The organism is Thermogemmatispora tikiterensis, from assembly GCF_003268475.1.
Classification (GTDB): Bacteria; Chloroflexota; Ktedonobacteria; order Ktedonobacterales; family Ktedonobacteraceae; genus Thermogemmatispora; species Thermogemmatispora tikiterensis.
In genome coordinates this window covers 2985420-2998953 of sequence record NZ_MCIF01000002.1, presented here as the reverse complement: position 1 = coordinate 2998953, position 13534 = coordinate 2985420, and the positions used below count along the sequence as shown (strand labels likewise).

The following is a 13534-nucleotide window of genomic DNA, read 5'->3' as shown; positions in this document are numbered from 1 at the left end:
CTTCGGCAATCACCTCTGTTGCGGTCTTGCTCCAGAGGCCAGCCCGAGTGCAGCCACTCGCCTCGCCACCTTTCGTGCTGACAGCTAGGAGCCGCCGGCCTCAAGTGCCTGCTGGCTGGGGTAAGCGAACGCGAAGATCACCTACTCGTCGCGTGATACGCTGTTCGTCCATGTGCTCCAGGAGAGGTAAGACGTACTTGCGCGTTGTTCCCAGCAGGTCACGTGCCTGAGCTACAGTAATGGTACCATGCTCTTGCAAATAGGATGTGATGAGTGCTACCGCTCTCTCGTACGCCTCACGCAGAAAAAGGATGGTACCATCTCCCATCTTCACTAGCTCGCCTCGCTCCAGCAGCGCATTCACGAGCTCCTCCCCTATCAGAGCTTCGGCCTCCCCTCGTGTTGGCGGCATAAAAGGATTCTCGCGAAAGACTTGAATTAAACGCTCTACCTGTCGCTGCTGCTCAGCGCTCAAGGTTGGTAGAAACTCGGGGAGGCGGAGCAGGCCAGCGCTGCCGGCTTCGGTGAGCAAGCCCTCGCTGCGCAGGGTTTCGAACACCTCCATTGCCAGGCGTGGCGGCAGATGAAGGCGGGAGCGCCATTCCTCTTTAGACAGTCCGCTACGCAATGGAAACTGCACATGGTAGTCGCGGACCAGGCGGAGGGCCTCCTCGCTGAGGGCCTGCCAGACACTTAGCGCGAACCAGTATGTCCCCACACGTCGCACTCGTCTCTGAGTTAACAACGTCTCCAGGGCCTGCTGCGTCACAGGCTGGGTGAGATTACTCAGGCGGGCTAGCTCGGCGGTCTCATAGGCTGGCCACTGGAGGCGCGTCGTGCCTGTCATGCGGCGTACTGGCTGTTCGAGATGGGTCAGGATGATAGCTTCAGGGCTGCCCTGAGCCAGCGTCTCCAGATGGTGGAGCACCTCGCTGCGGCGTCGACGGTGATAGCGCGGGTGAGCATCGAGGACTGCGCCGCCGCCGATCGTGAGGCTGGGCGAGGGAATACGCACGATGAAGCGATCGTGGCGCTCAACCACGGTTGGCTGGTGCAGACGCAGTTGCGCCCAGGTACTTTCACCGGGAAGCAGTTCGTCGTCTTCCAGCAGGCGCACGGTGGCTGGTACGACCTGAGCCCCGCAGTAGAAATCAACCAGGGCGTTGTGACTCAGTGGGCGCGGAGCATCCGCCAGCAGGCGCAGGCGGACATCGATCAGCGTGGTTGGCTGCAGCAGGCCCGGCAGGGTCACCACATCGCCCCGCTCTACTTCCTGATGGGCAATGCCGGCCAGATTCAGGGCGGTGCGTTCCCCGGGCTGGGCGACGCTAATCGCCTGCCGATGGCGCTGGAGGCCGCGAATGCGGGCCTTGAGGCCGCGCGGGAGAATCTCGACCTCTTGCCCTGGCCGGAAGCAGCCATCGATGAGCGTTCCTGTCACGATTGTTCCGAAGCCAGCAAGGGTAAAAACACGATCGACCGGGAGACGGGGGCGTCCCCGGTCGGGGCGCTCAGGGGCCCTCGCGGTAGCTTCTTGCAGGTGAGCAAGCAGGGCCGCTATCCCCTGGCCGCTGATGGCCGAGACGGGCACGATGGGAGCGCCTGCCAGACTGGTAGGCTGAAGCAACGTGGCGATCTCCTCGCTGACCAGGGCCAGCCATTCTTCATCGACTAGGTCGGCCTTCGTTAAGGCTACAACGCCGCTACGGACCTGCAGCAGGTCGAGAATGGCCAGATGCTCGCGGGTCTGGGGCATTGCTCCCTCGTCGGCGGCCACGACCAGCAAGGCGACATCGATGCCTCCCACTCCGGCCAGCATGTTCTTGATGAAACCCTCATGGCCCGGTACATCGATGAGGCTGACCTCGCGGCCATCCGGCAAGGTCAGCCAGGCAAAACCCAGGTCGATCGTCATGCCGCGGACTTTCTCTTCGGTCAGACGATCTGGATCGATGCCTGTCAGTGCCTTGACGAGGGTTGATTTGCCATGATCAATGTGCCCGGCTGTTCCTATGCATGTCATAAGCGTCGTCTATGATGAAGACAAGCGATGCCCGACTGAGACGCTCGCGTTCTTCTCGTTCTTCGACAGTCTGATCGCTTGCTCTCTGCTCATGCCGTGGGCAGGGAAGAGAGCCTCTCTACAGTATACATCGTTGTCTGGTGACTGGCTATGGAGTCTGGTCAGCAGGGATAGAGCGGTCTGGCAAACGCCGGGGTAATGAGCGTCTGGCTTGAGTACGGTTGAGGTGACGGTCAGTTGGGCCCAGAGGAACTTGATTTTTGGTAGAGCATTGGCTACGCTAGCTGTGAGTGAAGGGACGGGCATGGTCCTGCCCGTCCTGCCCTGTAGCGCCCTGTTGTCTCGTTCAGCTTCAGAGGAGAAAGAAGCACCATGACTCAACTATCCGCATCTGAAGGGGCCACAGCGCCTGTGGCCCGGCAATGGAGCTATGCCAGCGGTCCCAGTGATGTCCCGCTGCTGGGTCTGACCATCGGCGATCTCTTTGATCAGACAGTTGAGCGCTTCCCCGACCACCCTGCTCTGATTGCCCGCCACCAGGGTATCCGCCTCACCTATCGCCAGCTGCAGGCCGAGGTCAATCGTTGTGCCAAAGCCCTGATGCAGCTCGGCATTCAGAAGGGCGAGCGGGTCGGCATCTGGGCCCCCAACTGTGCCGAGTGGTGCATTACGCAGTTTGCGACGGCCAAGATCGGCGCCATTCTGGTCAATATTAATCCCGCCTATCGCCTGCATGAGGTCGAGTATGCGCTCTCTCAGTCGGGCTGCAAGGCCCTGATCACCGCTGCCGCCTTTAAGTCCTCCAATTACGTCGAAATGCTGACCTCGCTGGCACCCGAGCTGGCAAGCTCTGCACCGGGCGAGCTGCACGCCGCGCGTCTGCCCGAGCTGCGCCTGATTGTCCAGCTCGGCGAAGAGTCGGTACCTGGCATGCTGCGCTGGAGCGAGCTGCTGGCGCAGTCCGAGAATGTCAGTGATGAGGCATTAAGAGCAAGACAAAGAGAACAAGAATTTGATGATGCGATAAATATTCAGTATACTAGCGGCACGACCGGATATCCCAAAGGGGCGACGCTGAGCCACCACAATATTCTCAATAATGGTTATTTCGTGGCTCGCCTGCAGGGCTTCACCCACGGGGATCGGCTGTGTATTCCGGTGCCGCTCTACCACTGCTTCGGCATGGTGATGGGCAATCTGGGCTGTGTGACGCATGGGGCGACGATGGTTTACCCGGCAGAGAGCTTTGAGCCGCGAGCCGTGCTGGAGGCGGTCCAGGAAGAGCGCTGTACAGCCCTCTATGGGGTGCCGACCATGTTCATCGCCGAGCTGGAGCATCCCGACTTTGAGCAGTTCGATCTGAGCAGCCTGCGCACGGGCGTGATGGCAGGCTCTCCCTGCCCGGTGGAGGTGATGCGCAAAGTTATCGAGAAGATGCATATGAAGCAGGTGGAGATCTGCTATGGGATGACGGAGACGTCGCCGGTGTCGACGCAGACCAGGCTGGATGATCCGCTAGAGAAGCGGGTGAGCACGGTGGGGCAGGTACATCCGCACCTGGAGATCAAGATTGTCGATCCGGCGAGCGGGAAGGTGGTGCCTGTGGGCCAGCCGGGGGAGCTGTGCACGCGCGGCTATAGTGTCATGTTAGGCTACTGGAATAATCGCGAGGCCACGGCTCAGGCCATCGATCGGGCGCGCTGGATGCATACCGGCGATCTGGCGGTCATGGATGCTGACGGGTACATCAACATCGTGGGGCGCATCAAGGATATGATCATTCGGGGCGGCGAGAATGTCTATCCGCGAGAGATTGAGGAGTTCCTTTATACCCATCCCAAGATCAGTGATGTCCAGGTGATCGGGGTGCCAGATGCGAAGTATGGCGAGGAGATCATGGCCTGGATCAAGCTGAAGCCGGGCGAGCAGGCCACGCCGGAGGAGATCCGGGCCTTCTGCCAGGGGAAGATTGCCCATTACAAGATCCCGCGCTATATCAAGTTCGTGGACAGCTTCCCGATGACAGTGACGGGCAAGATCCAGAAGTTTATCATGCGCGAGCAGGCCATTCAGGAACTGGGCTTGCAGGAGGCCGCTCGTATCCAGACGGCCTAAGCTTGTGTGCTCTATAAGCGTGTGCCTTGACCAGTAGTGTGTAGGGGATGAGTCTGGCGCCAGGGGAGCAGCCACCCCCTGGCGCTTGCTCTGCTGGCTGGCTCTGGGGAACGCGCCAGCGCGTAGCCATGCGCGTTCAGCAGTTTGTCCCTCACATCGGATCATGATGCGCTCTGGTCCGATTTCCAGGGTTTCAGCCAGGCTCCAGGGCAAGCCATCCCCACTACGGGATCTCGATTGTCCTTGCAGGAGGCTGGCCTGTTACGACCTGGGGCAGAAAGATGGTATTCTTGAGGAGCCGTGAGGTTGGTTCAAACAGGAGCAAGCGAGGAGTGAGCCAGGGCTATGTCTACCAGATTGCAGGCCGATATTGACCCGGTCGAGATTCAGACGTTGATTGCCATCCTGCGTGAGTGGGGAATCTATTATCTGGTCGCCAGCGCACCGCCGCCAGCAGGGACCTCCACGACGGTCGATCCAGTAGAGCTGCTATTGCGCCTGGCTAGCTGTAGCTTTCCTCTTGTGGAAAATGCTACCATCTCTCTTTTCATACTCCATCCCGAGCTCGCTCCCGCCGCGCAGGAGGTTCTCCAACGCTGTGAAGGTGAACCCCGTGAGCGGCTGGCGGTGCTTATTCTGGCTACACTCTACTTGCAGCGCTGGTGGTTCTTTCGCCTCGCCTTTGCTCTTGGACGCCTGTCTACTTTTCCTGAAGAACCATTTGCCTCTCTCTGGCAAGAGCGTCAGGTGCCACCGCCCTCTACCGATGGAGGACGGGCCGGTCTACCCGCTCTGGAGAAGTATCTACAGCGGCGCTATGGTCTGCCTCTCAATTTTATGGCTGACTGGCAGAATCAGATTGACCATCTTCTGGAGCAAGAGGAAGCTAAAAGGCGAGTGGTCCCGCTGAAGGTGATTGAAACCTTACGGAAGTTGAGCCAGCAGCAGTTACAGGCGCTCAGTGGCAAGGAGCAATGCTGATGAGTATGCGCAAGCCGGCTGGGCAAGAACGAAATTGAGCTGTTCCTTGCTCGATTGGGTAGGACTCAGAAGCCTGGCAGAGTCTACCTTTGTGGTAGGAGCAGCACTCGTTCATTGTGGCATTCGTCCTGGATATACTCTAGATATTGACCTTCAAATCGGCATTGATCCTTACGATCTTATAGAAGAAATAGAGCATCTAAAGCAAGAATTGGATGTAAATGTTGAAATCGTTTCTCCAGGTGATTTTATGCCCCTGCCAGATGGTTGGGAAGCACGCTTACAATTTGTCAAGCGCTATGGAAAGCTCGACGTCTTCTACTTTGACTGGTATAGCATTGCCCTTTCCAAAATCCTGCGTGGGAGCCAGCGCGATAGCCTTGATGTCCAATTGATGCAGCGGCAAGGTTGCATTGCCCTTGAAGAGCTGGATTATCTTTTTCAGAATGTGCTAGATAAGCTGGCTTCTCCTGCCTACAGGCGGCGCTACCCCAATCTCTCGCGTGAGCGCCTGCAACAGCGCTATGAGGCATTTCGCCTTCTCCTCCAGAGTAGCTAAGTGGTGATGCACATGAAGCAGGTGGAGATCTGCTATGGGATAACGGAGACGTCGCCGGTGTCGACGCAGACCAGGCTGGATAATCCGCTAGAGAAGCGGGTGAGCACGGTGGGGCAGGTACATCTGCACCTGGAGATCAAAATTGTTGATCCGGCGAGCGGGAAGGTGGTGCCTGTGGGCCAGCCGGGGGAGCTGTGCACGCGCGGCTATAGTGTCATGTTAGGCTACTGGAACAATCGGGAGGCGACGGGGCAGGCGATCGATCGGGCGCGCTGGATGCACACCGGCGATCTGGCGGTCATGGATGCTGATGAGTTCTATCGGCGGTAAGGAGTGAGCGCCATCGTTGGCCAAGCTTGATGAATCCGGTACCAGGGGAGTAGCTGCTCCCCTGGCACTTATTTTATTGACTGGCCTTCTGGGGAGCGCTAGCGAGCGGCCTTGTACACAATCTCGACTACAGCGTTGAGTAAGCAGGCGTTGGGCTGCCGTGGTACCCAGGTGCGGTACCAGTCCGAGGTCCGTCCCTCGCGCCGGATGACGATCTGCTCAGGCCCAATCTCGATCGTCTCGACCTGGCTCCAGGGCAAGAAATCCCCTTTGTTCCACAGGCCGTCTCGGCTGACGAAGAGCGGATCAAAGTTGAGGATCTCGCCCCGCTGATAGCCTTCCAGAAGGGCAGGAAGGTGGGTGGCGACAAAGTAGCTTTCAATTGTATCGCAGATGCGCGCGCGCTCATGTTCATTCAGTTTGTGAAGGGTGGAGATCTCGAAGGCTCTGCCTTGCTTGTCCCTGATCTTGATCGTATCGATGTCCTTTACTCCTGCGGATTGAGTATTGCTGCTGTTCTTATAGGTGCCTCGCCAGAGCATCTTGATCTCCTTCCAGGGAAAAATCTGCTGGTTGAGGGGGCTGGTGTGTATAAAGCCGTTGCTAAAGAGATCGATGCGGCTGCGGGAAGTATTGAATGTCCAGCCGGCCCAGAGGACTAGCGGCCAAAGAGTTATGCCCAATGCGATGAACGCGCCGAGGGCATGCACGCTTCCAACGAAGAGCAGTTCGATGAATAGCGTCGGGAGGAGTAGAAAGAGGCAGCTCCCAGTCTTCTGAGGGAGTCTGTAGCTACAGAGCCAGTCGCCAAGACCTCTGGCCTCTGCTCGTCTCAGGATAGAGGAAGGAACTGGCTGTCGGGGTGAGAATTCTTGCTGCATGGCGGTCCCGCCTTTGTGCGCGAGAGGGCTCTTAGTTGGGGCGGCTTTCTCGCCTCTGCCAAAAGCCTAAACGCCTACATGTTTCAATGCCTGTTCACTGAGACATTACCATGAAGGCTAAGCAAGAAGCAAGGGTATTTGCCGCTGTTCACTCTTGCTGTCGCAGGGAGCTCACTGACAGATGGGTAATGCGACGCTGCCGACTCGTACATTGCTGCCCGTGGCAGAAAGGCAGCAGCTTCCTGAAGATGGGGAGCGAGCTGTCGCGTCATGCTCTAGCGACTGGCCTTGTACACAATCTCGACTACAGCGTTGAGTAAGCAGGCGTTGGGCTGCCGTGGTACCCAGGTGCGGTACCAGTCCGAGGTCCGTCCCTCGCGCCGGATGACGATCTGCTCAGGCCCAATCTCGATCGTCTCGACCTGGCTCCAGGGCAAGAAATCCCCTTTGTTCCACAGGCCGTCTCGGCTGACGAAGAGCGGATCAAAGTTGAGGATCTCGCCCCGTTGATAGCCTTCCAGAAGGGCAGGAAGGTGGGTGGCGACAAAGTAGCTTTCAATTGTATCGCAGATGCGCGCGCGCTCATGTTCATTCAGTTGCGTGAAGGTCGAAAGCTCGAAGAGACTGCCGTTCTGCTGTTTTACCTTGATCGTGTCGATCTCGCCTACACCTTCAGGATGAGAATCACTGGATGCCTGGTAGGTGCCTCGCCAGATAGTCGAGATGTCTTCCCAGCGAAAGGCCGCCTGATTGAAAGGGCTGCTCCACAGAAAGCCGTGGCTGAAAAGATCAATGCGACTGTAGAATGTATCAACTGTCCAGATAACCCACATCAGGAGCAGCAGGAAAGTGATACCTAGCGTCACCAGAGCGAAGATAGAGAACCGCTGCTGAGACAGAGAGCCTCAATGAAAAGAAGAGGCAGAAGCAGCAAGAGACAGCCCCAAGTCTTCTGAGGCAGGCGGTAGCCGCAGAGCCAGTCGCCCAGCCTCTTAGCCTTTGCACGCCTCAAAATGGCGGGCGGAACGAGTTGCGGCAGCGAGTATTGTTGCTGCATTGGACCCATCTTCCTTTCGGGAAGAACCGTCAGCGGTGGCCTCCCCCAGTTTGGCGAGGAGCTTTACCCTTCAGTCCCCTTCCATCACATTCTTCTTCTCTTTTTAAGAAAATACCAAGCTGGAAGGGAAAGAGGCAAGCGTAATCCTCCGCTCCCTCTCTGTCCTCGTGTCCCACTGTCAGGAGCGCGACCTATCGCATCAGGTCCGTATGTTGCAGGCTGAAGCCGAAAGATAGATGTTATCCTTGAGGAACAATGAGGCTCTCTAGATGCGAGTCAGCGATAGGGCGAAGGGCGAGAGCAGATGTCTGTGAGATTGCGGGCCGACAGCGATCCGGTCGAGATCCATGCTGTATGGTGATCTTACGCAGGCAAGGAACCCACTAGCTGATCACCTGTGCTCTCGCCGTCTCCTTGCAGATTAAAACCAGCGACCCAGCCACGGTTTCTCTTGCAGCGTTTTCTGCACCTCCTGAATATAGTGGATGGCCCCACTATCGTACCACTGGCCGCTGTACCAGGAGCCGAGGCAGCCCCAGATATCGCCAGCGTGATAGCGTGGGTAGCCGGCGCTGGGCGTCGACGCCTGCAGCTGAGTAGCCAGGCCCTCGTAGCACATGCGCATCATCCCGTAGACATAATCGGCATTGAAGGCCGTATCATCGCGCATCATCGGCCACTCGTGACTGAAATAGCGATAGGTGATTTGCAGCAGACCATAAAAGGAAGGGCAGGATGAGCCATTCCAGGTGCCTGGTGGACAGTAGCGGCTCTCGGTGGTCTTGCCCGCGGCGGTGCTCTGGTGCCACCAGGACTCGACCGCCGCCTGTGCTCGTACCAGATCGGCGTTGACCCCCCATTTGCAGGCCACCCACTGGATGATCTCATCGGTGGTACCAGTGAAATTGCCGCTAATGCGGGCGCTATAGCGATTGGCCTGGGGATTCTGGGTGTAGGTAGGATAGAACTGGTCAATGGCAGCCAGCTGTTGGGCTGTTGGCACATGGTGATTGGCGGCGGTGTTGTCTGGACGTGGCTCCCACGAGCTGTAGTGGATGCTGGCCGCGCACTGTTGATCAGAGGGAAGGACGGCCCCCACGGCACTGATCAGACCCTGGACGGGGGACGTTGTGGCCGCCGGCGCGGTGGTGGCCGTCTTGGGGAGCGGCGAGGGGGTCGGCAGGGCTGCTGGCTCAAAGGTCATGGCTCCAACAGTAGGAGTCAGTGGCCGTACGCCCGAGCTGGTCAATGGACTGACAGGCTCAGTTGTTCCCATACAGGCGCTGAGCAGCAAGGCGCTCATGAGCAACGCAACTCTGCTCGCCTGCTGTGGCCGCCCCCAGATTCGCCGCAGCACCCTGGGAGCGAGCAGCCGTAACGGATGGCCCGGATCACTGAGCATCCTCATAGTCAGATCTCGGTCCTGCCTGTATCGCTATATGTCTTTTAATCTATCTATAGAACGAATCAAGACCGTGATCTTCACTGAGGCATACCTAGGCCGTCTCTCTTGCCTGCCGCTGCCCTTGAGGGGCCGATTTCTGATATGCCGGCTGATTCCGCTTGGTGGGTTATTCCCCTGGTAGGGAGGTGGTCCTGAAGCTGGTCTGGCTCTCAATCGACCCGCGGCACGCGCGCCAGAATCTCCGACACCACCTCGTAATTGATCGTGCCGAGGCGTTCGGCCACCTGCTCCGCCGTCAGTGTTGCCTCACCCTGGCGCCCGATCAGCACCACCTCATCGCCCACGCGCACCCCGGGAATATCCGTCACATCGATCATACACTGATCCATACAGACCCGGCCCACGATCGGGGCTTCCCTGCCGTGGATCAGGACCGAGCCCCATGTACGCGGCGCGCGGCGGAAGCCATCGGCGTAGCCGACTGGTAGCACTGCGATGCGTGTTGGGCGCGTTGTCACATAGGTACAGCCATAGCCGATGCATTCACCCTCTGGAACCAGCTTCACCTGAGCCACCTGCGTCTTAAAGGAGAGTGCCGGGCGAAAACCGGCTGGCAGCCGGACCTCTGGTGAAGGATCAAGGCCGTAGAGGGCGATTCCGGGCCGCACCATATCGAAATGCGCCTCTGGCACCGTCAGCGTCGCTGCACTATTAGCAGCATGAGCCAGAGGAGGGCGCAGTCCCTCGGCCTCTAAAGCCTGCAGCACCTGCTGAAAACGCGCCAGCTGCCTGCGGGTGTAGGACTTATCCTGCGCATCGGCCATAGCAAAATGGGTAAAGATCCCTTCCAGCTCCAGGCCTGGCAGGCGTGTGATCTCCTGTGCCAGTCGGACGATGGCCTCAATCTCCTCAGCGCGGATGCCCAGACGTCCCATGCCCGTGTCCACCTTCAGATGGACCTTCACCGTGCGTTGCAGGGCCTGAGCGGCACGAGAGAGTGCCTGGGCCGCTTCACTCGAATAGAGCGTGATTGTCAAACCCAGGCGCACCGCCTCACGCATCTGCCAGTGTGGCACATAGCCAAAGACCAGGATAGGGGCCGTAATACCTGCTTCGCGCAAAGGAGTGGCTTCGCTGACCGTTGCCACGCCCAACCTGCTGGCTCCATTCAGCAGGACAGTGCGGGCCACCTTCAGCGCCCCATGACCATAGGCATCGGCCTTCAGACTGGCCAGCACCTGCACCCGTGGCCCAACCAGTTCCTTGATGCGTCGTGTATTATTGGCGATCGCGCTCAGGTCGATCTCCAACCAGGTTGGTCGCTCCGGGCGCATGCGTACAATCTGCTTCCAGCCTGGGGTCTGGCGCACTAAGCGTTCGGGGGCCTGAGCAGGATCGGCCAGCAAGCGCTCCGTCACGCGCTCCATGCGGGCCTCCTCGGAGCCTTTAATCAGTACCACATCCCGTGGCTCGTCCTCCGTCGGCTGATCAGCCTTCTCCAACAGAGCAAGCACGGCCCGTGCGGCATCCTCATGGGTAGAGGTCTGGATAATGCGCTCAGCGGGCAGGCCGGCCTCGTGCGCCGCCTCAGCAATCAGCGCTGCCCGTTCGCCGCGGGTTACCAGATAGTCCACCTGACTCGCCGCCGCCTGACCGACGAGGGTGTGGCCCTCCTCCTCAAAGGTTCCCAAATTGAACATGTCGCCCAGCACAGCGATGCGTCTTCTGGCTGGCAGCCGTGCCAGTGTCTCCAGGGCGGCCAGCATCGAAGCCGGAGCCGCATTGTGCGTATCATCCAACAGCCAGCTTCGCTGCAGGCCAGGCAAAGGATTCAGACGGCCAGGCAGCGGAGCAAATTCTGCCAGCGCCTGGGCAATCTGCTCATCGGACAGCCCACACAAGCGGCCCACGGTCGCGGCGGCCAGCATGGTCGTCACAAAATGCGCGCCGAGCAAGCGTGTTCTCAGCGCCTGTCCACTCCCTGACCAATGGGCCTCTGTCCCCTCCCAGGAGACGTGGACCTTCTCCAGGGCCGTGGCAGTAAAGGCCTGCCAGTGGCGGTCGTCGCTCCGGCGGAGCAGGCGGCGGAGCAGCTCATCATCTCCATTAACCACCAGTGTACCCTCGGCGGGCAGATAATTAGCCAGACTTACCAGCTCCGTCGCCAGGTGCTCCAGGCTGCCGAAATACAGCAACTGAGTCGGGCTGATATTGGTCAGTACCCCGATACGGGGCTGAGCAATGCGGCAGAGATTGCCAATCTCACCCGGATGGTCGCAGCCCAACTCGACGACTGCATACTCGTGGTGCTCCTCCAGGCGACCCAGAGAGAGGGGCAAGCCCAGCAAATCATTGTAATTCTGCCAGCTCTTGAAAGTGGCAAAATGGCGCTCAAGCACATGCGCAATCGCTTCCTTGGTCGTCGTTTTCCCCGTGCTTCCCGTGACCGCGATCACGGTAGGCCGCCAGCGAGCTAGAATCGCCCGGGCGTAGGCTTGCAGCGCCTGGCGCGTATCCGCGACGACCACCACCGCCGCGCCGCTCTCTTGCAGAGCAGCGCGCTGCTCCTCAGAGAGCGCACTGAAATAGCGACCCTCGATCAACAGGCCGCCAGCTCCGCGCTGCAGGGCATCCTGCCAGTAGTCATGGCCATCGCTGCGCTCACCGCGTACAGCCACAAAAAGCTCTCCGGGCAGCAATTGACGTGTATCATGATTGAAAGCGGGAAACTGCTGTTGACGTCCAAGAAAAACTAAACTCCCTCCCGTCGCCTCCAGAAGATGATCCAGCAAGATCATAGAGCCGACCTGACCTCTCTTCTCAGGCTGACGCTGTGCCATACACTTAGCGGGCCAGCACATAATACATCGCGCCCACCTGTTTTATCATACCCTTTAGCTCCAGCGTCAGCAACGTCGCAGCCACCTGTGAGGAGGGCAATCCTGATGTGCGAGTCAGCTCATCGATATGGCGCGGCTCATGGTTCAGCAAGGCCAGCAGTTGGCGTTCGACTGGATCGTCCGGCAGAGCCTGCTGTAGCTCCAGGCACTGTGAAACCGTAAACAGATTGAGCGCGTCCAGGATATCCTGAACACTGGTAATCAAATGGGCGCCGTCCCGGATTAAGCGATTGACCCCCTCGCTCCCGCGGGAGAACATATTGCCAGGGACAGCAAAGACATCGCGTCCAGCCTCCAGCGCATGGCGGGCTGTGATCAGCGCTCCGCTCTTCTGGGGAGCCTCCGTCACCACTACTCCCAGGGCCAGGCCGGCGATAATCCGGTTGCGTGCAGGAAAATTGCCACTGTCGGGATAGGTCCCAGGAGGATACTCGCTTAGCAGGGCCCCCTGGCCTGAGCTGACGATGCGGCGCGCCAGATTGACATTTGACCCTGGGTAGAGGACATCCAGACCACAGGCGAGGACCGCGATTGTACGTCCCCCGGTTGCCAGAGCCGCCGTATGGGCCGCTGTATCGATACCGACCGCCAGGCCACTGACGATCGTCACGCCGTGGCGGGCCAACTCTGCCGCCAGATGCTCGGTCACCAGCTTGCCGTAGGCGCTCATACGGCGGGTTCCGACGATGGCCAGGGCACATTGATCATTGGGGTTGAGCTGACCGCGCAGGTAGAGCACAGGAGGAGCATCGTTCAGGCGCCGCAAGGCCGGCGGGTAGAGCTGGTCCCTGGGTGTCAACGCCTCGATATCGAGGCGTTGCAAACGGGCCAGCTCCTCCTCTGGAGCAATAAGCGCGCGCTGTCGAAGCAGGCTTTCAACCAGGCGAGTGTGAAGGCCGGCAGAGAGTAGCTCTGCTCGTCCTGCTTTCCAGGCGGCGGATAGCTCACCGTGGAAAAAGGTCAAAAGCTTCTTGAAGCTGGCTGGTCCAATGCCGCGGATGCGACTGAAGGCCACCCAGTAGGAGCGCTCTTCTTCAGAGAGAGGGGGGTGGGAGAAACCGCCAGGGGAGGCGGGAGTGCTCGTTTGCCGCGGTACGCAAGCTGAGTCAGAAGTTGTATCATCCATTATATCACTCATCGCACACATCCTTTCCACATGACACATCTAATCATCATATGAATGATATTCTTCCGCCACCATTCCATTTAACCGTTTTGCCGCTGGCTCTTGCTGGAGATAAAGCGATTGGCGATCGAGGGCTGGCCTGCAATGCTGGCCGGGA

Annotated in this window: 9 protein-coding genes and 1 pseudogene; 4 read left to right on the top strand and 6 right to left on the bottom strand. The window is 59.1% G+C overall.

Going from position 1 to position 13534, the window contains the following annotated elements:
- Window positions 1–100: 100 nt before the first annotated feature.
- Window positions 101–2023: a selenocysteine-specific translation elongation factor gene (selB, locus tag A4R35_RS12045; protein ID WP_112429674.1), complete on the bottom strand. Its 1923-nt coding sequence runs from the start codon at window positions 2021–2023 to the stop codon at window positions 101–103.
- A gap of 372 nt (window positions 2024–2395) precedes the next feature.
- On the opposite strand from selB, the gene A4R35_RS12040 reads away from it, so the two are divergent.
- The 4 genes and pseudogenes from A4R35_RS12040 to A4R35_RS12025 form a co-directional block, all read left to right on the top strand.
- The gene (locus A4R35_RS12040; protein WP_112429672.1) at window positions 2396–4138 is read left to right on the top strand and encodes an AMP-binding protein; all 1743 of its coding nucleotides are present in this window, start codon (window positions 2396–2398) and stop codon (window positions 4136–4138) included.
- A 345-nt stretch (window positions 4139–4483) separates the two neighbouring features.
- Window positions 4484–5119 carry a hypothetical protein gene (locus A4R35_RS12035; RefSeq protein ID WP_112429670.1) on the top strand — a complete coding sequence of 212 codons (636 nt, stop codon included), beginning with the start codon at window positions 4484–4486 and terminating at the stop codon, window positions 5117–5119.
- Window positions 5100–5678, top strand: coding sequence for a DUF6036 family nucleotidyltransferase (locus tag A4R35_RS23930; protein ID WP_146747199.1), 579 nt, complete (start codon window positions 5100–5102; stop codon window positions 5676–5678). The genes A4R35_RS12035 and A4R35_RS23930 overlap by 20 nt, the downstream gene beginning before the upstream one ends.
- 6 nt (window positions 5679–5684) lie before the next feature.
- Window positions 5685–5999, top strand: a pseudogene (locus tag A4R35_RS12025) (AMP-binding protein); the annotation flags it as partial.
- Window positions 6000–6106: 107 nt separating this feature from the next.
- Here the strand turns inward: A4R35_RS12025 and A4R35_RS25085 are convergent.
- The 5 genes from A4R35_RS25085 to dprA form a co-directional block, all read right to left on the bottom strand.
- The gene (locus A4R35_RS25085; protein ID WP_112429664.1) at window positions 6107–6889 is read right to left on the bottom strand and encodes a DUF6585 family protein; all 783 of its coding nucleotides are present in this window, start codon (window positions 6887–6889) and stop codon (window positions 6107–6109) included.
- 275 nt (window positions 6890–7164) lie between these two features.
- Entirely contained in the window at window positions 7165–7755 is a 591-nt protein-coding gene (locus tag A4R35_RS12015; protein WP_112429662.1) for a DUF6585 family protein, read from the bottom strand.
- 612 nt (window positions 7756–8367) lie between these two features.
- Window positions 8368–9249, bottom strand: a complete 882-nt coding sequence (locus tag A4R35_RS12005) for a hypothetical protein (protein WP_112429658.1) — start codon at window positions 9247–9249, stop codon at window positions 8368–8370.
- Between the two features lie 311 nt (window positions 9250–9560).
- Window positions 9561–12149: an alanine racemase gene (alr, locus tag A4R35_RS12000; RefSeq protein ID WP_189361712.1), complete on the bottom strand. Its 2589-nt coding sequence runs from the start codon at window positions 12147–12149 to the stop codon at window positions 9561–9563.
- Window positions 12150–12195: 46 nt separating this feature from the next.
- Window positions 12196–13389 (bottom strand): DNA-processing protein DprA, encoded by a 1194-nt coding sequence (dprA, locus tag A4R35_RS11995; protein ID WP_223258308.1) that lies wholly within the window; start codon window positions 13387–13389, stop codon window positions 12196–12198.
- Window positions 13390–13534 lie beyond the last annotated feature (145 nt).